Raw genomic sequence first — 21973 nt, 5'->3', positions numbered from 1 at the left:
TTCAATATGTTGCGATCAATAATCGCTTGCCGCGCATGCGGCTGCAGCGACGCTCCGCCCCGTCGTGACGCGCTGCATCAATCCGCGGCACCAGCCTGGTGCGCCGCTCAGCGCCGCCAGAACACCGGCGTCATCACTACCAGCAGCGTGAAGATCTCCAGGCGGCCGAGGATCATCGTGAAGGAGAGTACCCAGGTCTGGAAATCGGTCAGCCCCTGGTAGTTCGATGCCGGACCGAGCGCGCCGAGGCCCGGGCCGGTGTTGTTGAGGCAGGCCACCACGCCCGAGAACGCCGTGACGATGTCCAGCCCGGTCGCCGACAGCAGCAAGGTCAACGACACGATCGTCACCATGTACATAAAGCTGAAGCCGAGCACCGCGTGCAGGATGTCGTCAGACACCGGCTGGTTGCGGATGCGCACCGGATGCACCGCGTGCGGGTGCAGCGAGCGCACGATCTCGCGGAACACCTGCTTGTACAGGATCATCGCGCGCATCATCTTGATGCCGCCGCCGGCCGAACCGGAGCAGGCGATGAAGCTGCCGAGGAACAGCACCCAGATCTGCGCGAACATCGGCCATAGCGTGTAATCGTAGGTCGCCAGCCCGAGCGAGGTGGAGATCGACACGACGTGGAAGGCGACGTAGCGCAGCGTGCTGAGGAAATCCGGGTGGGCGCCGAACTGCATCAGGTAAATCGTGAGCACGACGATGCTCAGCGCGAGCGTCGCGAAATAGAACGGCAGCTCCGGATCGGCAAGGTAGGGCTTGAGGCTGCGCCGGGCCAGCGCCAGGTAATGCGTCGCGAAGTTCAGGCCCGACAGCAGCGCGAACACGATCACGATCATGTCGACCGACACGTTCCCGAAATGGCCGAGCGAGGCGTCCTTGCTCGAAAAGCCCCCCAGCCCGACGACGCTGAAGGTGTGGATGATCGCCTCCCAACCGTCCAGCCCGGCGAGCCACAGGCTCACGGCGCAGGCCACCGTGAGCAGGCAGTAGGTCATCCACAGGCCCTTCGCGGTCTCGGCGATGCGCGGCGTCAGGCTCTGCTCCTTCATCGGCGTCGGCACCTCGACCTTCATCAGCTGCCGGCCACCGATGCCCAGCAGCGGCAGGATCGCGACCACCAGCACGATGACGCCCATGCCGCCGATCCAGTGCATGAAGGTGCGCCACAGGTTGATCGACAGCGGCAGATGCTCCAGCCCCACCAGCACCGTGCCGCCGGTCGCGGTGAGGCCCGACACGGCCTCGAAATACGCATCCGTCACCGACAGGTCGGGAATGAAGTCGAGCAGCGGCAGCGCGCCGAACACCGGCATCACGACCCAGGTCAGCGCCACCAGCAGGAAGCCGTCGCGCGTATGCAGGTCGCGCTTGCGCCCGCGCGTCGGCAGCCACAGCAGCAGCCCGGCCGCGAGGGTGACGAGCACCGCGTGGTCGAATGCGACCGTCGCCCCGTCCCCCACGAACCACGACACCGCGAGCGGAAAAACCATCAGCACGGCGAACAGCATCACGATCAGGCCCAGTGCGTTGAGCACCGGGTGGGAAGCCGCGCGCCACCTCATAGGAAGCCGAAGCCCACCTGGAACAGCTTCTCGACCTGGCGCACGAGCTTCTTGTGCGTACAGAACACGATCACGTGGTCGCCGCTGTCGACCACCGTGTCATGGTGCGGCATCACCACCAGGCGGCGCGCGACCTTGCCGTCGGGCCGCATCTCGTCGCGCACGATCGCGCCGATGGTCGCCCCCTTGGGCAGCGCGATGTCCGCGATCGCGCGGCCGACCACCTTGGAGTCCTTGCGCGTGCCGTGGGCGATGATCTCCAGCGCCTCGGCCGCGCCGCGGCGCAGGCTGTGCACGGCGACCACGTCGCCCTGGCGCACATGCTGGAGCAGCGAGCCGATCGAGGTCTGCGCCGGCGAGATCGCGATGTCGATCGGCCCGCCCTGCACCAGGTCGACGTAGCTGCGGCGGTTGATCAGCGCCAGCGTGCGGTGCGCCCCCATGCGCTTGGCGAGCGACGCGGACATGATGTTGTCCTCGTCGTCGTTGGTCAGCGCGAGGAACATGTCTGCCTCGTCGATGCCCTCGTTCTCGAGCAGCTTCTCGTCCGTCGAGTCGCCGCGCAGCACCAGCGCACGGCGCAACTGGCTGGCGAGGAATTCCGCGCGACGGCGGTCGACCTCGATCACCTTGACGTTGTGATCGTCCTCGATGCCGCGCGCCAGGCGCAGGCCGATGTTGCCGCCGCCGGCGATGATGATGCGCCGGATCGGCCGGTCCTCGCGTCGGATCTCGCGCATCACCTGGCGGATATGCACCGTCGAGGCGAGGCAGAACACCTCGTCGCCGGGCAGGATCATCGTGTCGCCCTCGGGGATGATCGCCTCGCCGTCGCCGCGGTAGATCGCCGCGATGCGCACCTCGACGTTGGGCATGTGGTAGCGCAGCGCCTTCAGCGGATGCCCCACCAGCGGCCCGCCCTCGAAGGCGCGCACGCAGATCAGGCTCAGCACCCCGCCGGCGAACTCCATGACCTGCAGCGCCTCGGGGAAGGCGACCAGGCGCTTGATGTAATCCGTGACGATCTGCTCCGGGCAGATCGAGAAATCGACCGCGAAGTTGTTGCTGTCGAGCAATTCCGGGTAATCGACGAAATCGCTCGAACGCAGCCGCGCGACGCGCGTGGGCAGGTTGAACAGCGTCTTCGCGACGCGACAGGCGCACAGGTTGGTCTGGTCGGACTGCGTCACCGCGATCAGCAGGTCGGCGTCGTCCGCCCCCGCCTCGCGCAGCACCGACGGCGACGCGGCGTTGCCGATCACCGTGCGCAGTTCCAGGCGGTCGCGCAGCACCTCCAGATGCTCGGCACTGGTGTCGATCAGGGTGATGTCGTTGGCCTCGGAGACGAGGTTCTCCGCCACCGACGCGCCGACCTGGCCCGCTCCAAGGATGATGATCTTCACCTGAAAGACGCCCCGAGCATTATGGAAGCCTGATTCTACGCGAGCGCTCGGCCCGCGCAGCGGGACTGTTGTGCGGCCGCCTCAATCCCTCAGGTTTCCTCGGTGCGTCGGCTGCCGTGCAGGCCCAGTTGCTTGAGCTTGCGGTACAGGTGCGTGCGCTCGAGGCCGCTCTTCTCCGCGAGCCGCGTCATGTTGCTGCCTTCGAGGCGCAGGTGGTGCTCGAAGTACAGGCGCTCGAAAGCCTCGCGCGCCTCGCGCAGCGGCTGGTCGAGCGATACCGCGACCGCCCCCTCGCTGGCCGGGATCAGCAGCCTGCGCACGTCGGTCAGCGCAACCTCCTCGTCCAGCGTCCCCAGCGCCAGCGACTTCACCGCCGCCCGCAGTTCCGCATAGCCGCCCGGCCAGGGCTGCGCGCGCAGCGCATTCAACGCCGCCGTCGAGAAATGGCGACGCGGCACCTCGCCGGCCTCCACGAGGTGCAGCAGGAGCTGCGCGGCGATCTCCGGCAGATCGTCGCGCACGTCCGCGAGCGAGGGCGGCGCGAGGCTCACCTCGAACAGGCGGACCGCAAGCGACTCCTCCCAGCCTTCGCGCACCAGCGACTCCAGCGTGTGGTCGGTCGCGACGACCAGGCGCAGGTCGTAGCGCTCCAGCCGTTCCAGCGCGAAAGCGAGGTTCTTCTGCTGCGTGCGCGACAGGCGCGCGAGCTCGCCGACGAACAGCACCCCGCCCTGGCAGGCCTGCAGCTGGTTCACGTCCAGCGGCGCCGACACGGCAGCGAGGTCCAGCCACGGCGACGCCTTCGGCTGCACGCTGCGCGCGGCGAGTTCCGCGATACTTCCCTGCCCCACGCGCAGCAGCAGCACGCGCGAATTGACCACCACCTGCTGCACCAGCCGCGCCAGTTCGCGCAGCGGCGCCGAGCGCGTGAAGGCCGCGAGCGTCAGCGGCGCCGGCGCACCGGGTGCGGCGGGGCGCTGCAGGCCGCGCTTCACCGCCGACAGCAGTTTCTGCAGGCCGATCGGCTTCTCGAGATAGTCGATCGCGCCGATGCGCGTCGCCTCGACCGCGGTGTCGATCGTGCCGTGTCCCGACATCATCACGACCGGCATGTTGAGCTGGCCGTTGGCCGACCACTCCTTCAGCAGCGTTATGCCGTCGGTATCGGGCATCCAGATATCCAGCAGCACCAGGTCCGGACGCCGCGCATTGCGCACCGCGCGCGCCGCGGCGGCGTTCTCCGCCAGCGCCACGTCGTGCCCTTCGTCGCGCAGGATCTCCGACAAGAGTTCGCGGATACCGACTTCGTCGTCAACGATAAGTATGTTTGCCATCTGTCACTAATCACATTTCCGCGGTGGCGAGGCGCAGGCGGATGCGCACTTCGGCCCCGCCGGTTTCGCCGTTCAGCAGGCGAACCTCGCCACCATGTTCGTCGATGATCTTCTTCACCATCGCCAGACCCAGGCCCGTCCCGCGGCTCTTGGTCGTGAAGTACGGCTCGAACGCGCGCGTCAGCAGCTGCGCCGGGAAGCCCGGCCCGTTGTCGCGCAACTGCAGCGCCACCCGATCGCCTTCCAGGCGCGTCGTCAGCGTGACCACGCCGTCTTCCTGGCCGGCGAGCGCGTCCTCCGCATTCTGCAGCAGGTTGTGGATCACCTGCCGGATCTGGCTCGCGTCGCCCGCCACCGGCGGCAGGTTGCGCCCCAGCTCGGCGCGGATCATCACCGGCGAGCTCTCGTACAGGTTCAGCACCTCGCCGACCAGCGCGTTGAGGTCGAGGCGACCGAGCACCGGACTCGGGAGCTTCGCATAATCCCGGAAATCGTTCACCATGTTTTTCATCGCCTCGACCTGGTTCACGATCGTGCGGGTGCCGCGCTCGAGCACCTCGCGCCCCTCGTCGTCGAGACGGTCCGCGAGCTTGTACGCGAGCCGCTCGGCCGAAAGCTGGATTGGCGTGAGCGGATTCTTGATCTCGTGCGCCAGCCGGCGCGCCACCTCCGCCCATGCCGCCGTGCGCTGCGCGGCAATCAGGCGCGAAATGTCGTCGAACACCACCACCAGACCCCCACCCGAGGCCTGCGGCAGGCGCGCTCCATGGATCAGCAAGGTCTGCGATGCCCCCTCGTGCGACACCAGCTCCAGCTCCTCGTGCCAGTCGCCGGCGTTATCGGCGAAGCCCTTCACCAGTGCATCGCGAAAGCCATGATGCTTCGGCCACTGGGTCAGCGTGAGTTCCTCGTAGCCCTCCAGCTCGTCCTGCAGGATCGCCATCGCGCCGGCGTTGGCCGCCCGCAGCTTGCCGTCGGCGGCGAACGCCAGCACCCCGGTCGACAGGTTCGCCAGCACGCTCTCGAGGTAGGCACGCGACGATTCGACCGCGGCACGGTTGCGCTCGGCGAGATCGCGCGCCTCCACGAGCTGGCGCGTCATGCGGTTGAAGGACTGCGTCAGCACCCCCAGCTCGTCGCGTGCCGGCAGCGCCTGGCGCGGACTGAAGTCGCCCTGCGCCACCGCCTGCGTGCCCTCGGCTAGGATCAGCAGCGGCGCCGCCAGCCGCCGCGACAGCACGAAGGCCACCGCCACCGCCGCGAGCAGAGCGACCAGCAGGGTCAGCGTCAGGGTCAGCGTGTAGATGCGGTTCAGCCCCGCGCGACCGAGCGTCAGCTGCTGGTATTCGCGATAGGCCTCCTGCACCGCCTCCGCGTTGCGCACGAAAGACTCCGGCACCGCCTGCATGAGCTGCAGGTAGTGGGTATCCATGTTGAGCGTGCGCGACGGGATGGGCACCACGACGCGTATCGTCAGGCCTGCGCCCGCGCGGCTGTCGACGACGTGGTAGCGCTGCGTCTGGCGGGCCTCGCGCAGCTGCGCGGCACTGGGGAGCTCGGGAAAGAGTCCGCCGAGGCCGTCCGAGACGGTTGCCACGACCTGACCCGAGGGCCCGATCACGGTCGCGCTGCCGACGCCCGCCTGTTCGCGCAGACGGTTGAGCAGGGTCGGCGGCACCGGCTCGACCCCCTCGAGGTCGAGCGCCATCTCGCGTGCCTTGTCGCTGACCTGGCTGGTGAGGTAGTCGAGCGCATTCTGCCCCAGCGCGATTCCGCCCTCGAGCGCGGAATCGACGCGCACGTCGAACCACGACTCGATACTGCGCACGACGAACTGCAGCGACACGGCATACACCACGACGCCCGGCACCAGCGCCATCAGCGCGAACATCAGCATCAGGCGGTACTTCAGGCGCGAACCGAACTGGCGCGTGCGGTACTCGCGCCACAGGCGGCGCAACTGGAAAGCGACGAGCCCGAGCAGCGCGACGACGATCGCACCGTTGATCGCGAGCAGGTAGGGATAGCTTGCCGCGAAGAGGTCCGTATTCGAGGTCGCCGACGCGAGCAGGAACAGCGAGATGCCGGCGATCGCCGCGACCACGACGAGGAGCGTGCGCTTCATGGATTGCCGCCTGCGAGGAAGGTCCAGCGCTGCCAGTCGGTGGTGAGGTTCCAGTCGCGGCTGCCGATCGCCGTGACCTGGAAGGGCCTGGGCAGCAGGCTGGTGTCGAGCTGGAAGCGCAGCGCGGCACGATACGTGGTGCCGGTCTTGAGGTCGCCAGCGGGCGCGATCAGCCAGTTGCGGATGCGCTGCATCGTGCGCACCGCGGACTCCAGGGTCTCGAAACTCTGGTGGAAGTTGCCGACCGACAGCCGGTAGCTGCGTGCGATCGCGTTGTAGGTGAGGCGGAAATTCAGCGAGCGCTCGGCGACGACCTCGTCGAGCCAGTACCAGCGGTCGCGCTCGACGACGAACTGTGCGCTGAAATACAGCGATACGCCGCGATTGACGGCTTCGACCAGGCGCGGATTGAGCTCGAGGTCGATGTCGGCATTGACAACATAACCCTCGTCGCCCGGCACGATTTCGGCGTAATCGATGCGCCCCTCGGCAAGTGCCGCGAGCGGCACCAGCAGGCACAGCACGACGGCAGCGAGCGCGCGCCTCAGCCGCTCAGGCACGCTTGGCGAGCAGCGCATAATAGAACCCGTCGTGGTCCGCGTGCGGCAGGAGCTGGCACTCGGGCCGGCCGTCGATGTCCGCCCGCTGCGCATCGGCGTGGCGGGCGCAGAAGCGCGCGATCTGGCGCGCGTTCTCCTCGTCGAACACCGAGCAGGTCACGTACAGCAGCCTGCCGCCCGGCGCGAGCGTCGGCCACAGCGCGTCGAGGATCTCCGCCTGCTGCGCGGCGAAGCGCGCGATGTCGTCGGCACGGCGCAGCCACTTGATGTCCGGATGGCGGCGCGCCACCCCCGAGGCCGAGCACGGCACGTCGGCGAGGATGCGGTCGAAAGGCCGCCCGTCCCACCATTTCGCGCGCTCGCGGCAATCGGCGGTGCGCACCTCGCCCGCCAGCCCCAGCCGCGCGAAGTTGTCGGCGATGCGCCGGGTGCGCACCGGGTCCAGCTCCAGCGACAGCAGCTCGACCGGCGCGGTCTCGAGGATGTGTGCCGACTTGCCGCCCGGCGCGGCACAGGCGTCCAGCACCCGCTGACCCGCCGCGAGATCGAGCCAACGCGCAGCCCACTGCGCCCCCGCATCCTGCACCGACACGCGGCCTGCGGCAAAACCCGGCAGCGTCGCGACGGCCACCGGCCGCTCAAGCACCAGCGCATCGTTCCCAAGACGCCGGTGGCCCAGCCCGGCCGCCTCCAGCTCCTGCACGTACGCATCGACGCCGCCACGCAGGCGATTCACGCGCAGACCCATCGGCGGCCGTTCGTTGCCGGCGGCGAGCGCCGCCTGCCAGTCGTCGGGGAAGGACGCGCGCAGGCGCTCGATCCACCATGACGGGTGGCGGTAATACGCCGCCTGGTCAGCGACCAGCTCCGCATCGAGCTCGGCGGCGTTGCGCTGGCGATTGCGCAGCACCCCGTTCACGACCCCCTTCAACGGCGCCATCAGCGCCGCAGCGGCTTCGACCGCCTGATTCACGACGGTATGCGCCTGCTCCGGACGGGTCTCGAGACGATGCAGCGCGACCAGCAGCAAGGCGTGGATCGCCTCCGGCAGCGGCTTGTGCAGCAGGCGGCGCAACACTGCATCGCCGCGCCCATAGTCGCGCAGCGTGCCCCACGCCAGATCGCGTACGGCGCCGCGCGTCGCGTCGGGCCAGTCGGGATGCTGCGCGAGCATTCCCTCGAACGCATCGGTGAGGTTCGCCCCGGCCAGCACCGATTCAACGAGCGCCGCGGCGCAGCTGAAGCTGAACGCCAGGCTGTCGGCCGGCAGGACATCGGAACGGGGCTCGGGTCGCGGAGATCGGTTCGGTCTGTGATTCTTCAAAACTTGGGACTCGCTCGCGAAAAGCTCATGCGAGCAGTTCGCGCAGAAAATTCGGCTGGGCGAACTGCCCGGCGTGGACCTCGCCATTGTAATACCGCAGACCCGCGATCCCCCTGCGCACGAGCTCCGCGTCGATCGCCGAGGCCGAACGCGCCTGCGGATCGACGCGCTCCGACGCGCACGCCAAGCCCCACAGCCCGCCGTACAGCGGGATGAACATGAAATACGGCCGCACGATCGCGAACACCGTGCGCAGCCGCTGCACCAGCGCACGCACCTGCTCCGCCTGCCGCCACGGCGCACCGAGGTGCAGCGTCAGCGCCCCCTCCCCGTGCAGCAGCGTACGGCAATCGGCGAGGAAGGGTTCGCGGTACAGCGCCGCGGCCGGCCCCTCGCCCGGCTCGGTGAGGTCGAGCACGATCAGGTCGAAGACCTCGCCCGCCGCGACCGCGCCGCGCACGTAGTCCAGGCCGTCGCCGATATGCAGCTCGGTGCGCGGATCGTCGAACGCCCCCTGGTGGATCGCCCCGAGATGGCGGCGCGCCAACTCGACCACCTGTTCGTCGAGCTCGACGACGACCACCCGCTCGATGTCCGGATGCCTGAGCAGCTCCCGTGCCGAACCGCCATCGCCGCCACCGACCACCAGCGCACGACGCGGCGCCGGATGGCACAGCGCGGGCACATGCACGAGATTCTCGTGGTACACGAACTCGTCGCGCTCGGCGCTCATCAGGCTGCCGTCGAGGCGGAAGAGCCTGCCGAAGGTCGGCGTGTCCCACACCTCGTAGCGCTGGTAGCGCGACCGGCCCGCCTCCAGCAAGCGCGCACCGCGACAGAAGAAGCCGTGGTGCGGGTCGAGCTCCTCGATCAGCGTGTCTGAGGTAGGGAGCGGCTCTACCGGCCTCTCGTCGTCTTTCATCATCTCTCCCCGGACAACTGTTTCACGTGGAACAGCAGCGCTCAATGCAGGCGTGTGACGAGGTCATACGCAATCTTCCCGATCAGCACACACAGCACGCCGAGAAACATCCTGCGCACGAAGCCCGCCCCGTGCCGCAGCGCCAGGCGCGATCCCACCAGCGCCCCCGCCAGGTTGCACGAAGCCATCACTGCAGCCACCGCCCACAGCAGCTCGACCGAGCTCGCGAAGAACAGGATCGCGGCGACGTTGGTGGAAACGTTGAGAATCTTCGCGCTCACCGAAGCTCGCAGGAAATCCATGCCGAGCAGTCGGACAAACAGGAAGATCAGAAAGCTCCCGGTGCCCGGCCCGAAGAAACCGTCGTAGAAACCGATCACCGCCCCGATCCCCAGCGCCACCACCACTGACCGGCGCCCGTCGAGCAGCACGTCGCCGCCGGTACCGAAATCCTTGCGCCGGAAAGTGTAGATCGCGACGAGAATCAGCAGCCCGAGCACCAGCGGGCGCAGCAACTCCGGTGACAGGTAGGCGACGGTCCGCGCGCCGAACCAGGAACCGATGAAGGCGGCGAGCGCCCCCGGCAGAGCCACCCGCCACGGGATGGCCACCCGCCTGCCATACTGGATCGCCGCACTGGTGGTGCCGACAACGCTCGACAACTTGTTCGTCCCGAACAGCGTCGCCGGACTCCCGTTCGGAAAGGCCGAGAACAAGGCCGGAATCTGGATCAGGCCGCCCCCGCCGACAACAGCATCCACGACACCGGCAAAGAAGGCCGCCAGGCCGAGACCGACGAACAGCCACTCAGAGTCGAGCATCGTGGTCCTGTTTCACGTGGAACAATGGGAGCACCCCGGCAGCTCGCCCGGACATGCCCGATGCATTACATCGTACCAGTATAACCATTCACTTCCTGGTGCAGAATATGGAACTCGCGCTGAAGTCACGTATGTCTTGCGCGTCCGCACCATCGAATCACGAGATGGATACACTAATGGGAACGTCCAGAGAAAGGGACCGCCCATTCTACCGCCCGCCCCGACCCAAGGCATCCAATCGGCCGTTCCTGCACTTGCCCCGCATCCGTGCATCCCATGTAAGGACTGCATGTACCCCTGCTGCCTAGTCTCCTCTTGAACCAGAGCACAGCATCTAGATGATCAGGGGCTATCCGCGAAACCTGTGTTCGTGTTCAACACCCGACCTGAAGCTCTTCCTTAGTTCAGGTTTCAAGTTTGAATATGGACTTTCTTGCTTACGAAACTCGACTCTTCGTGCGGATCGGATAGGGCAGAGAAGTTGGAAAGGCGCACGAATGAAGACCAATTTCGAAATAGAATCCCTCTCCGCCCTGCGCGCCCCCCTGCCGCAGCGTCTGACCTCCGGCCCGTGCGCCTGCCAGTGGCGGAGTTGATGATGGACGAATCCCTATGAGCGTTCCGGACTGCACCGAACTCCTCCACTTACTCGATGCGTTAGAGCATTGCACCGCCGATGATCTGGAGAGCCAGTTCCTCGACTTCAAGCCGTGGCAAGGTCCAAAGGAGGACCTGCGAGTAGCCTGCGAATACGCCTCGTGCTTTGCGAACGGATCCGGCGGGGTTGTGGTATTCGGTGCGTCCGACAAGGTTCGCGGGCGCGCTCAGGCTATCCACGGCGCTGCGGGCTACGACCTCGACATGTTCCGCAAAGGCATCTACGCTGGAACCAAGCCCGGAATCGACGCCGAAATCATCGAACTCCGCGTTCCGGAGGGCACCGGCACCGTGCTCGCAGTGCGCATACCCGAAGGCACGCAGAAGCCCTATGGCACGGTCAGCGGAATGTTCAAACAGCGGATCGGCAAAAACTGCATGCCGCTCGATCCGGCTGTATTCCTGCGAACGCAAATCAGCACGGCAGCGGTGGACTGGAGCGGAGCGCCGGCGGCCGGCGTCACCATTTCGGATCTCGACCCACTGCAGATCGAACGCGCTCGTCAAATCCTTCGTAGCAAGGCCCCCTCGTCTGGTCTCATCGAGCTTCCGGACCAAGCGTTTCTCGAGGGATTGGAGGCCATACGCGCCGGCTACATCACCCACGCGGGAATGCTGCTGTTCGCGCGACGAGAAGTCCTGGCACGCCACTGCCCGCAGGCCCAATTCCACTACGTCTTCCACGACAGCGAAACGACCGTCGCGCGCAACGACCTTGACCGCTTACCCTTGCTGGAAGCCGTCGAGCGCATGGACCAGATCTTTTCCGGCCCGATCAACCCCGAGAAGGAAATAGAAATCGGACTGTTCAAACTGCGCATTCCCCAGTTCCCGCTAGAAGGCGTGCGCGAAGCGGTGCTCAATGCGCTGACGCATCGTGACTACCTGAACCCAGGGGAAGTGCTGGTGCGGCACTCTGCTAAGGAACTGGTAGTCACCAGCCCGGGCGGCTTCATCGATGGGATCACACCAGAGAACATTCTTCGTCACGAAGCCGTACCGCGAAATCGCACCCTGGCCAACGCGCTCGTGAAGCTTCGGTTAGTCGAGTCGTCCGGGATCGGTCGCCGGCGAATTTTCCGCTCGGCCTTGGTGTATGGAAAGCGCCGGCCCGAGTACTCCACAGACGGGCATTCAGTCACCTTGCGGATCTTCAATCAGGGAGCACACGAAGCACTCGCTCGTCTCATTGCACGCCTGGACGCTCAAGGGGCCGACGTCGGGCTGGACCAGCTATTGGTGCTGGATGCGCTGCGTTCACAGGACTACATCGACACGGCTCAGGCCGCGGAAGTGCTGCAACTCCCGCGAGACGATGCACGCAGAGTTCTCGACGCGATGTGCCAGCCTCCGCTACACCTGATCGAGCGCAAGGGCCATACACCGGCGGCCACATTTCACTTGTCGAAGGGCGTCGCGAAGGACTTGAAAGGCAAGGCTGCCTACACCAGAACGCGGGGCCTGAATCCGGTGCGATATGCCGAGATGGTTCGCGAGTACCTGAAGGACCACCGGGAAATCAAGAATCGCGAACTGCGAGAGCTTCTGGGTTTGGGCGATTCGCAGTCGGCACAGGTGGAAGCCTCGCGCCTGCTGAAAAAATGGAGCAGCCCGACCGGCTTCCTCGACCGACATGGCGCCGGAAATAGCATCTTCTACGTATCACGAAACAGCTCTTAGCAGTTGCTTAGCACTTCAGACCGCCCGTCCAGATTCGATTAAAAAGTACAGCACAAACAGCCACTTACAAAACTAACGTGCTAAGCACATTGTTAAGAAGTGATCAAAAAACGGCGTGAATCAGCCCAGGAAGAATGTCCGAAACCCACTCGGACAGGAAACGCCCGGTTGGCTGGGCGAAATGGGTTTCTCGGCGCTTCACGGACCGGACATCGCCCCCGAACGTGACCGGCTGGGCCGCCCTTGAGAGCGTAAGGGCCGAGCGGGATATCTACTTACCGATGCAGAAGCGCGAGAAGATCACCCCGAGCAGATCGTCGGCCGTGAATTCGCCGGTGATCTCGCCGATGCGCTCCTGCGCCTGGCGCAGCTCCTCGGCGAAGAGTTCGAGCGCCGCGCTCTGCCCCTGAGCGGCCTCGACATGCGCCAGCGCCGCGCGCAGCGCGACGAGATGGCGTTCGCGCGCGAGCACGACGTCCTCGCCGTGCGCATGCCAGCCCGCCACCCGCAGCAATTCCGTGCGCAGCAGATCGACCCCTTCGCCGCGCTGCGCCGACAGGTACACCGACACCTTGCCGTCGGTCTCGCTGCAACCCGGTGCGATCCCGCACAGGTCGATCTTGTTGTGCACCGTGATGCGCTCGACCCCGGCCGGTAGCGCCGCGTCGATCGCCTCGTCCGACTCCCCCGCGCCCGTGCGCGCATCGACCAGGCGCAGGATCACGTCCGCGCGCCCGATCTCGCGCCAGGTGCGCTCCACCCCGATCTTCTCCACCGGGTCCTCGGTCTCGCGCAGCCCCGCAGTGTCGATCACATGGATGGGGATGCCCTCGATCGCGATCGTCTCGCGCAGCGCATCGCGCGTGGTGCCGGCGATCTCCGTCACGATCGCGCGCTCCTCGCCGGCGAGGCAGTTCAGCAGGCTGGACTTGCCGACGTTCGGCCGGCCGACCAGCACGACGTTCATGCCGGTGCGCAGCAGCGCCCCCTGGCGAGCCCGCTCCAGCACATCGACGAGCTGGCTGCGGATGCCTTCTAGGCGCTCCAGCGCGCGCGCCTTTTCGAGGAACTCGACCTCCTCCTCGGGGAAATCCAGCGTCGCCTCGACCAGCATGCGGAGGTCGATCAGCGCGTCGGTGATGCGGTGCATCTCGTCGGAGAACGCCCCCGACAACGAGCGCAGCGCCGAGCGCGCCGCGGCGACCGTCGACGCCTCGATCAGGTCCGCGACGGCTTCCGCCTGCGCGAGATCCATCTTGCCGTTGAGGAAGGCGCGGCGCGAGAACTCGCCCGGCTCGGCCAGGCGCGCGCCGAGTTCGACGCAGCGCGCGAGCAGCATCTGCATCACCACCGGCCCGCCGTGCCCCTGCAGCTCGAGCACGTCCTCGCCGGTGAAGGAATTCGGCGCCGGGAAGTACAGCAGCAGGCCCTCGTCGATCGCGCGCCCTTCGCCGTCCAGAAAACGCGCGAACCCCGCAGAGCGGGGTTCGGGGGTCTTGCCGGTAAGCGCCCGCGCCATCGGCACGAGCGCTGCGCCCGACACGCGGATCACGCCGATCCCGCCGCGACCGGGCGCGGTCGCGACGGCGGCGATGGTATCAGGCAGGCTTCGCGCCGGACTTTCCACCTTCGATCATCCTCGTAATCTGCCACTGCTGGGCAATCGACAGCGTGTTGTTCACCACCCAGTACAGCACCAGGCCGGACGGGAACCACAGGAACATGAAGGTGAACACGATGGGCATCGCCAGCATCACCTTCGCCTGGATCGGATCCGGCGGCGTCGGGTTGAGCTTGGTCTGGATCAACATCGTCGCGCCCATGATGATCGGCAGGATGTAGTACGGGTCCTTGGACGACAGATCCTGGATCCAGCCCAGCCACGGCGCATGGCGCATCTCGACGCTGCCCAGCAGCACCCAGTACAGCGCGATGAACACCGGGATCTGCACGAGGATCGGCAGGCAGCCGCCCAGCGGGTTGATCTTCTCCCGCTTGTACATCTCCATCATTTCCTGCTGCAGCTTGACCTTGTCGTTGCCGTACAGCTCCTTCAGGCGCTGCATGCGCGGGCCGAGCACGCGCATCTTGGCCATCGACTTGTAGCTCGCCGCCGACAACGGGAAGAACGCCGCCTTGATCAGCACGGTGACGAGGATGATCGCCCAGCCCCAGTTGCCGAGGAGCTTGTGGAACCACGACAGCACCCAGAACAGCGGCGCCGCGATCACCGTGAGCCAGCCGTAGTCGACGACCAGGTCGAGGCCCTTGGCGACGCCTTCGAGCTTGTCCTGCTCCTGCGGTCCGGCATACAGGCGCGTCGCCACCGTGCCCTTCTCGCCCGGCGCAACCGCGGCGACCGGCATGATCAGGCCCGACGAGTACAGGCCGTCGCCGACCTTGCGCGCGAAGAACTCGCGCTCGACGCCGTCCTGCGGCAGCCACGCGCTGACGAAGTAGTGCTGCACCAGCGCCGCCCAGCCGTCGTTCGCCTTCTTCACGAACTTGGCCTTGCCCTTGTCGATCTCCTCGAACTGCACCTTCTGGAACTTCTCGGCCTCGCTGTAGAAGGCCGGGCCGGTGAACACGTTCACACCGAAGCCCTCGACTGCCTCCGCGGGTTTGCCGTCGCGCGTCATCTGGAAATACGCGTGCGCGTTCACCGGCGCGCCGCCGCCGTTGGCGATCTCGTAGGCGACATCGACGAGGTAGCTGCCGCGATGGAAGGTCATCAGCTTCGTGACCTTCACGCCGTTCTGCTCCGGCGCCTCTAGGCGCAGCGTAAGGGTGTCCTGGCCGTCCTTGAGCGACTGCTCGCCGGCGGGCAGCGCGAACACCGTCTTGTGGCTCGGCAGGCCGTCGCCGATCAGGCCCGACTGCGCGGCATACAGGTGCTCGGCACCGTCGTCGAAAAGCACGAAGTTGCGCGACACATCGGTCTTGGACTTGTGCTGCGCCAGTTCGAGGCGAACGATGCTGCCGCCCTCGGCGGAAACGTCCGCGACGAGCACGTCGGTGCGCACCGTCACGCGCGGGGCGTTCGACGCGGCAGCGCGCGCTTCCGGAACCACCGGCACGCCGGCCATGTTCGCGCTCGGGGTCGGCACCGCGCCGGGAACGGACGAACCCGGCGCCTGCTGCTCGGCCACCGCCGCGGTCGGCGCGGGGGCGGGACGGTTATGCTTCTGCCAGCCGTCCCACAGCATGATCACGGCGAAGGAGAAGATGAGGAAGAGTATCAGTCGACGCTGGTCCATCGGATTCTTATATGTTCTGGGAAGAGTCAGGGAACGGGATCATACCCGCCCGGATGGAATGGGTGGCAACGGCCCACCCGCTTGAACGCCAGCCACCCGCCCTTCAGGGCGCCGTGGCGCTGTACGGCCTCGGCCGCGTATTCGGAACAACTCGGATGAAAACGGCAGTTGCGCCCCAGCATCGGGCTGATCGCGTAACGATAGACGCGCAGCAGGCCGAGGAGCAGAGACTTGATCACGGTCGCAGGCGCGCGAAAAGTTGCGCGATGTCGTCGTTGATCATCGCGCGCGTCGCATCCCTGACGGGCGCGTGCAGGCGCACGATCAGGTCGTGATGAGGGAGCGTCACACGAATTTTGCGAAACTGTTCGCGCACGATGCGTTTCACCAGATTGCGCACGTTGGCGCGTTTCGCCAGCTTCTTCGCCACAACGACGCCGAGGCGTGCCGTGCCGAGTTCGTTGGGACGATAATGAACGACGAAGAAGCGTCCCTTGATCGCCCGCCGGAAAGCAAAAACGGATGAATACTCATCCGTTTTTCGTAATCTGTAGGCGCTGAGAAATCTTTGATCAACGCCCGACGGGCTGCTCACCTCAGACAGCGAGGCGATGACGGCCCTTGGCGCGACGAGCGCGGATGACGGCGCGACCGCCGCGGGTCTTCATGCGGACCAGAAAACCATGGGTGCGCTTGCGACGGACGACGGACGGCTGATAGGTGCGTTTCATTTCGGTTGGCCAGTGAAAGGGTCAAACCGCGGATTTAATTGGATAATACCCTGTTTGTCAAGCACAATTTTTGGCCCGGGCTGTGGATAACTCTTCCGCCGGGGGGTAGAATCCAGCGTTTCCCCTCCCGACCGCCCCTGTGCGCCGCCCATTCAGGCCCGTCGCGCTGCGCGGACGGCCGGGATGTCCCCGAAACGAGTTCGCGCCGCCGTTGCGCTTCACCGCTCCGACTGCCGAGCCGAGGTGTTTTGGAAATCGTGTCACAAGCCCTAACCATCGAGTCCGTGAGTCAAGATTTTTGGTCCTTCTGCCTGTCGCGCCTTGAGAGTGAGCTGCCCCCGCAGCAGTTCAACACATGGATCAAGACGCTGCGTGCGGAGGCCGGCACGAGCGACGAACCGTCGCTGCGCCTGTTCGCCCCCAACCGCTTCGTCATGCAGTGGGTGCGCGAACGCTACCTCAAGCGCATCGCCGAGCTCGGCGAGGAATTCCACGGCGGCCCGCTGCTGCTCGAACTCGTGATGGCCGAAGCGGGCAGCGCGCGCACGGCCGCGCGCCCCGTCGCCCCCGTCATGCCGGTCGCGTCGGAAGGCGCGGCCTCGGCCTCGGCCGCGAACGCCACCCGCGCGCCCATCGCCGCCCCCGCCATCATCACGCGCCCGGAACCCGAACCTGCCACCACCTCGGCCGACCTCGCCTACGAGAAGACGCGGCTGAACCCGGACTTCACCTTCGACACGCTGGTCACCGGCCGCGCCAACGACCTCGCGCGCGCCGCCGCGATGCAGGTCGCGCAGAACCCCGGCACGTCCTACAACCCGCTGTTCGTCTATGGCGGCGTCGGCCTCGGCAAGACCCACCTCGTGCACGCCATCGGCAACGCCGTGTACCGGCGCAACCCGCGCGCGGTGATCCGCTATGTGCACGTCGAGGACTACTACGCCGACGTCGTGCGCGCCTACCAGCAGAAGAGCTTCGACGCTTTCAAGCGCTACTACCGCTCGCTCGACCTGCTGCTGATCGACGACATCCAGTTCTTCAACAACAAAAACCGCACGCAGGAAGAATTCTTCCACGCGTTCAACGCGCTCACCGAGGCGCGCAAGCAGATCGTCATCACCTGCGACACCTACCCGAAGGACATCCAGGGCCTCGAAGACCGCCTCATCTCGCGCTTCGACTGGGGCCTCACGGTGCAGATCGAGCCGCCCGAGCTCGAGATGCGCGTCGCGATCCTGCAGAAGAAGGCCGAGGCGCTGCGCGTCGATCTGCACGACGACGTCGCCTTCCTGATCGCCAAGAACCTGCGCTCCAACGTGCGCGAGCTCGAAGGCGCGCTCAACAAGGTCGTCGCCTTCGCGCGCTTCCACGGCCGCGGCATCTCGCTGGAAGTCGCCAAGGACGCGCTCAAGGACCTGCTCAACGCGCACAACCGCCAGCTCACCATCGAGCACATCCAGAAGACGGTCGCCGACTACTACAAGATCAAGGTCGCCGACATGCACTCGAAGAAGCGCACGCGCGTCATCGCGCGTCCGCGCCAGGTCGCGATGTGGCTCGCCAAGGACCTCACGCCGATGTCGCTGCCGGCGATCGGCGAGGCCTTCGGCGGACGCGACCACACCACCGTGCTGCACGCCTGCCGCACCATCGCGGACCTGCGCCTCGCGGACCAGCAGCTCAACCACGACGTGCACGTGCTCACGCAGGTGCTGCGCGGATGAGCGCTCCCCGCATGCCCACGCCCTGCGTGCCTTCTCCCCGCAGCACCGCTTCCCTGCCCGGACAAACGGAATAACCTCAAACGGAAGATCCTGACGCCATGCTTCTGCTCACCACCACCCGCGATGCGCTCCTAGCCCCGCTGCAGTCGGTCGCCGGCATCGTCGAAAAGCGCCACACCCTGCCGATCCTGTCGAACGTGCTGATCGAGAAGCACGGCGACCAGCTCACGCTGCTCGCCACCGACATCGAGATCCAGATCCGCACGACCACGGGCGGGCACATCGGCGGCGAGGACACGTCCATCACCGTCGCGGCGAAGAAGCTGCAGGACATCCTGCGCGCGCTGCCCTCCGAGGGCGAGGTGGTCGTGACCCTCGACGACAAGCGCCTCACCGTCAAGGCCGGCCGCAGCCGCTTCGCGCTGCAGACCCTGCCCGCCGCCGACTACCCGCGCATGAACCTGCCCGACGGCGACGCCACGCGCTTCAGCATCAGCCAGAAGAGCTTCAAGCGCCAGCTCGCCCAGGTCGCCTACGCGATGGCGCAGCAGGACATCCGCTACTACCTCAACGGCCTGCTGCTGATCGCCGACGGCAAGGAACTGCGCATGGTCGCCACCGACGGCCACCGCCTCGCCTTCGCCTCCAGCCCGCTCGAGGCCGAAGTGCCGCGCACCGAGGTCATCCTGCCGCGCAAGACGGTGATGGAACTCGCGCGCCAGCTCGCCGACAGCGAAGACCCGCTCGAAGTCGTCCTCGCCGGCAACCAGGTGGTGTTCCGCTTCGGCCCGATCGAGCTCGTCTCCAAGCTCATCGACGGCAAGTTCCCCGACTACGAGCGCGTAATCCCGCAGAATCACCAGAAGCTGCTGACCTTCGAGCGCACCCCGCTGCTCGCGACCCTGTCGCGCGTCGCCATCCTGACCAACGACAAGTTCCGCGGCGTGCGCCTCGTGCTCGGCGACGGCACGCTGAAGATCGCCAGCACCAACGCCGAACAGGAAGAAGCCCAGGAAGAGCTGGAAGTCGACTACCACGGCGACCCGCTCGACATCGGCTTCAACGTCACCTACCTGCTCGATGTGCTCACCAACACCCACGAAGACCAGATCGAGTGGCGCTTCAACGACGGCAACTCCAGCGCGCTGGTGACCCTGCCGGGCAACGACCGCTTCAAGTACGTGGTCATGCCGATGCGCATCTGACGCGAACCGGCGCCCGCCGCCGACGCGTTCTGACGCCCCGGGACCTCCCGGGGCGCGTTCTTTGATGATTCATAGAGATTGACGATGTCCGATCCGCAAAACCTGCCTCAGTCCGCCCCTGTCCCCGCCCCCTCCGGCGAATACGACGAATCCAGCATCCAGCAGCTCGAAGGCCTGGAAGCCGTGAGGAAGCGTCCCGGCATGTACATCGGCGACACCTCCGACGGCACCGGCCTGCACCACATGGTGTTCGAGGTCGTCGACAACTCGATCGACGAGGCGCTGGCCGGCCACTGCGACGACATCGTGATCACGATCCACGCCGACAACTCGATCTCGGTGGCCGACAACGGCCGCGGCATCCCGGTCGGCGTGAAGATGGACGACAAGCACGAACCGAAGCGTTCGGCGGCCGAGATCGTCATGTGCGTGCTGCACGCCGGCGGCAAGTTCAACCAGAACAGCTACAAGGTGTCGGGCGGCCTGCACGGCGTCGGCGTCTCGTGCGTGAACGCGCTGTCGAAGTGGCTGCGCCTGATCGTGCGCCGCGACGGCAAGAAGCACTTCATGGAATTCCACCGCGGCGTGCCGCAGGACCGCGTGATCGACGTCGTCGACGGCATCGAGGTCAGCCCGCTGAAGGTCATCGGCGAAGCCACCAAGCGCGGCACCGAAGTGCATTACCTCGCCGACGAAGAGATCTTCGGCACCATCGAATACCACTACGACATCCTCGCCAAGCGCCTGCGCGAACTGTCCTTCCTCAACAACGGCGTCAAGATCCGCCTCGTCGACCAGCGCAACGGCAAGGAAGAGGACTTCGCCTTCGCCGGCGGCGTGAAGGGCTTCGTCGAATACATCAACCGCACCAAGTCCGTCCTGCACCCGACCGTGTTCTACGCCGCGGGCACCACGCGCATCCCCACCGGCCACGGCCACGACGCCGAACTGGGCGTCGAAGTGGCGATGCAGTGGAACGACACCTACGCCGAACAGGTGCTGTGCTACACCAACAACATCCCGCAGGCCGACGGCGGCACCCACCTCACCGGCCTGCGCGCGGCGATGACGCGCGTCATCAACAAGTACATCGAAGAAAACGAGATCGCCAAGAAGGCCAAGGTCGACATCACCGGCGACGACATGCGCGAAGGCCTCGCCTGCGTGCTGTCGGTCAAGATGCCCGACCCGAAGTTCGCCAGCCAGACCAAGATGAAGCTGGTGTCCTCGGAAGCGCGCCCCGCCGTCGAGGAAGTCGTCGCAAACAAGCTCACCGACTTCCTGCAGGAAAACCCGATCGACGCGCGCACCATCTGCGCCAAGATCGTCGAAGCCGCGCGCGCCCGCGACGCCGCCCGCAAGGCGCGCGAGATGACACGCCGCAAGGGCCTGCTCGACGGCGTCGGCCTGCCCGGCAAGCTCGCCGACTGCCAGGAGAAGGACCCCGCGCTGTGCGAGATCTACCTCGTCGAGGGCGACTCCGCAGGCGGCTCCGCCAAGCAGGGCCGCGACCGCAAGTTCCAGGCGATCCTGCCGCTCAAGGGCAAGATCCTCAACGTCGAGAAGGCGCGCTTCGACAAGCTGCTGCAGAGCCAGGAGATCGCGACGATGATCACCGCGCTCGGTACCGGCATCGGCAAGGAAGACTACAAGCCCGAGAAGCTGCGCTACCACCGCATCATCATCATGACCGACGCGGACGTCGACGGCGCCCACATCCGCACCCTGCTGCTGACCTTCTTCTACCGCCAGATGCCCGAGCTGGTCGAGCGCGGCCACATCTACATCGCCCAGCCGCCGCTGTACAAGATCAAGCACGGCAAGAACGAGATGTACATCAAGGACGAGGCGGCGCTGAACCAGCACCTGCTCAAGCTCGCCCTCGACGGCGCCGCGCTCGTGCCGCGCGCCGGTGCCGCCCCCATCGTCGACGAGACGCTCGGCGGCCTCGCGCGCAGCTACCTGCTCGCCGAAGCCGTCATCAACCGCCTGTCCGGCTACATCGACGGCGCCGTGCTGCACGCGATGCTCGCGCACGACATCGAAGTCAGCCTCGCCGACGAAGCCTCCACCACCGCCGCCGCCGATCGCATCCGGCCGCACCTGCCCGACGAAGTGCAGATCCGCGCCGAGTACCACGAGGAATCGGAAACCTGGCGCATCGCCATCGAGCGCATGCTGCACGGCAACCGCAAGCTCGGCTGGGTCGACGAGGAATTCGTCGTCTCCGGCGACTACCGCAGCATCCGCACCGCCGCCGCCGCCATCTCCGACCTGATCGGCGAAGGCGCCGAGATCCGCCGCGGCGAGAAGGGCCAGCCCGTCACCCGCTTCGCCGACGCCATCCGCTGGCTGCTCGCCGAAGTCGAACGCGGCCTCAGCAAGCAGCGCTACAAGGGTCTGGGCGAAATGAACCCCGAGCAGCTGTGGGAAACCACGATGGACCCCGCCGTGCGCCGCCTGCTGCGCGTGCAGATCGACGACGTCATCGCCGCCGACGAGATCTTCACGACGCTGATGGGGGACGATGTGGAGCCGCGCAGGGCGTTCATCGAAGGCAACGCGCTATACGCACGGAACATCGACGTGTGATGCGGTCTGTCGGGTCGCGCTGGTAACGAAAAGAGCTCCTTGCGGAGCTTTTTTCATGTTCGCA

The 21973-nt window shown here is 66.4% G+C and carries 17 protein-coding genes; 4 read left to right on the top strand and 13 right to left on the bottom strand.

What is annotated here, in order from left to right; translation table 11 throughout:
* Window positions 1-107: 107 nt before the first annotated feature.
* The 8 genes from BW991_RS12570 to BW991_RS12535 all read right to left on the bottom strand — a co-directional run bounded on the left by BW991_RS12570 (window position 108) and on the right by BW991_RS12535 (window position 10063).
* Complete coding sequence (locus BW991_RS12570; RefSeq protein ID WP_076602458.1) at window positions 108-1574, bottom strand: TrkH family potassium uptake protein; 1467 nt, start codon at window positions 1572-1574, stop codon at window positions 108-110.
* Window positions 1571-2977, bottom strand: a complete 1407-nt coding sequence (gene trkA, locus BW991_RS12565) for a Trk system potassium transporter TrkA (RefSeq protein ID WP_076602457.1) — start codon at window positions 2975-2977, stop codon at window positions 1571-1573. The genes BW991_RS12570 and trkA overlap by 4 nt, the downstream gene beginning before the upstream one ends.
* Before the next feature lie 89 nt (window positions 2978-3066).
* On the bottom strand, window positions 3067-4311 hold the full coding sequence (locus tag BW991_RS12560; protein WP_076602456.1) for a sigma-54-dependent transcriptional regulator: 1245 nt from the start codon (window positions 4309-4311) through the stop codon (window positions 3067-3069).
* Between the two features lie 10 nt (window positions 4312-4321).
* A complete protein-coding gene (locus BW991_RS12555; RefSeq protein ID WP_076602455.1) occupies window positions 4322-6436 on the bottom strand; it encodes a sensor histidine kinase in 2115 nt (704 codons plus the stop codon).
* A complete protein-coding gene (locus BW991_RS12550) occupies window positions 6433-7014 on the bottom strand; it encodes a DUF4390 domain-containing protein (protein WP_076602454.1) in 582 nt (193 codons plus the stop codon). Before BW991_RS12550 ends, BW991_RS12555 begins: the two co-directional genes overlap by 4 nt.
* Complete coding sequence (rsmB, locus tag BW991_RS12545; RefSeq protein ID WP_244551679.1) at window positions 6989-8320, bottom strand: 16S rRNA (cytosine(967)-C(5))-methyltransferase RsmB; 1332 nt, start codon at window positions 8318-8320, stop codon at window positions 6989-6991. The genes BW991_RS12550 and rsmB overlap by 26 nt, the downstream gene beginning before the upstream one ends.
* Before the next feature lie 25 nt (window positions 8321-8345).
* A complete protein-coding gene (gene speE, locus BW991_RS12540; protein WP_076602509.1) occupies window positions 8346-9242 on the bottom strand; it encodes a polyamine aminopropyltransferase in 897 nt (298 codons plus the stop codon).
* A gap of 41 nt (window positions 9243-9283) precedes the next feature.
* Window positions 9284-10063 carry a sulfite exporter TauE/SafE family protein gene (locus tag BW991_RS12535; RefSeq protein ID WP_076602453.1) on the bottom strand — a complete coding sequence of 260 codons (780 nt, stop codon included), beginning with the start codon at window positions 10061-10063 and terminating at the stop codon, window positions 9284-9286.
* A 612-nt stretch (window positions 10064-10675) separates the two neighbouring features.
* Between BW991_RS12535 and BW991_RS12530 the strand changes: the two genes are divergently transcribed.
* Complete coding sequence (locus tag BW991_RS12530; RefSeq protein WP_076602452.1) at window positions 10676-12400, top strand: RNA-binding domain-containing protein; 1725 nt, start codon at window positions 10676-10678, stop codon at window positions 12398-12400.
* A 271-nt stretch (window positions 12401-12671) separates the two neighbouring features.
* Here BW991_RS12530 and mnmE read toward each other — a convergent pair whose 3' ends face one another.
* The 5 genes from mnmE to rpmH are packed head-to-tail and all read right to left on the bottom strand — an operon-like array spanning window position 12672 to window position 16388.
* Window positions 12672-14027, bottom strand: a complete 1356-nt coding sequence (gene mnmE, locus BW991_RS12525) for a tRNA uridine-5-carboxymethylaminomethyl(34) synthesis GTPase MnmE (RefSeq protein WP_076602451.1) — start codon at window positions 14025-14027, stop codon at window positions 12672-12674.
* Window positions 13999-15657 carry a membrane protein insertase YidC gene (gene yidC / locus BW991_RS12520; protein WP_076602450.1) on the bottom strand — a complete coding sequence of 553 codons (1659 nt, stop codon included), beginning with the start codon at window positions 15655-15657 and terminating at the stop codon, window positions 13999-14001. The genes mnmE and yidC overlap by 29 nt, the downstream gene beginning before the upstream one ends.
* 26 nt (window positions 15658-15683) lie before the next feature.
* Window positions 15684-15893, bottom strand: a complete 210-nt coding sequence (gene yidD / locus BW991_RS12515; RefSeq protein WP_212566894.1) for a membrane protein insertion efficiency factor YidD — start codon at window positions 15891-15893, stop codon at window positions 15684-15686.
* The gene (gene rnpA, locus BW991_RS12510; protein WP_076602448.1) at window positions 15893-16252 is read right to left on the bottom strand and encodes a ribonuclease P protein component; all 360 of its coding nucleotides are present in this window, start codon (window positions 16250-16252) and stop codon (window positions 15893-15895) included. Before rnpA ends, yidD begins: the two co-directional genes overlap by 1 nt.
* 1 nt (window position 16253) lies before the next feature.
* On the bottom strand, window positions 16254-16388 hold the full coding sequence (gene rpmH, locus BW991_RS12505; protein ID WP_002926183.1) for a 50S ribosomal protein L34: 135 nt from the start codon (window positions 16386-16388) through the stop codon (window positions 16254-16256).
* Window positions 16389-16672: 284 nt separating this feature from the next.
* On the opposite strand from rpmH, the gene dnaA reads away from it, so the two are divergent.
* The 3 genes from dnaA (at window position 16673) to gyrB (ending at window position 21909) form a co-directional block, all read left to right on the top strand.
* On the top strand, window positions 16673-18112 hold the full coding sequence (dnaA, locus tag BW991_RS12500) for a chromosomal replication initiator protein DnaA (protein WP_076602447.1): 1440 nt from the start codon (window positions 16673-16675) through the stop codon (window positions 18110-18112).
* A 98-nt stretch (window positions 18113-18210) separates the two neighbouring features.
* Window positions 18211-19317: a DNA polymerase III subunit beta gene (gene dnaN, locus BW991_RS12495; protein WP_076602446.1), complete on the top strand. Its 1107-nt coding sequence runs from the start codon at window positions 18211-18213 to the stop codon at window positions 19315-19317.
* A gap of 84 nt (window positions 19318-19401) precedes the next feature.
* Window positions 19402-21909 (top strand): DNA topoisomerase (ATP-hydrolyzing) subunit B, encoded by a 2508-nt coding sequence (gene gyrB / locus BW991_RS12490; protein WP_076602445.1) that lies wholly within the window; start codon window positions 19402-19404, stop codon window positions 21907-21909.
* Window positions 21910-21973 lie beyond the last annotated feature (64 nt).

The organism is Aromatoleum tolulyticum, assembly GCF_900156155.1.
Lineage (GTDB): Bacteria > Pseudomonadota > Gammaproteobacteria > Burkholderiales > Rhodocyclaceae > Aromatoleum > Aromatoleum tolulyticum.
This window is presented reverse-complemented; position numbering and strand designations above follow the sequence as displayed.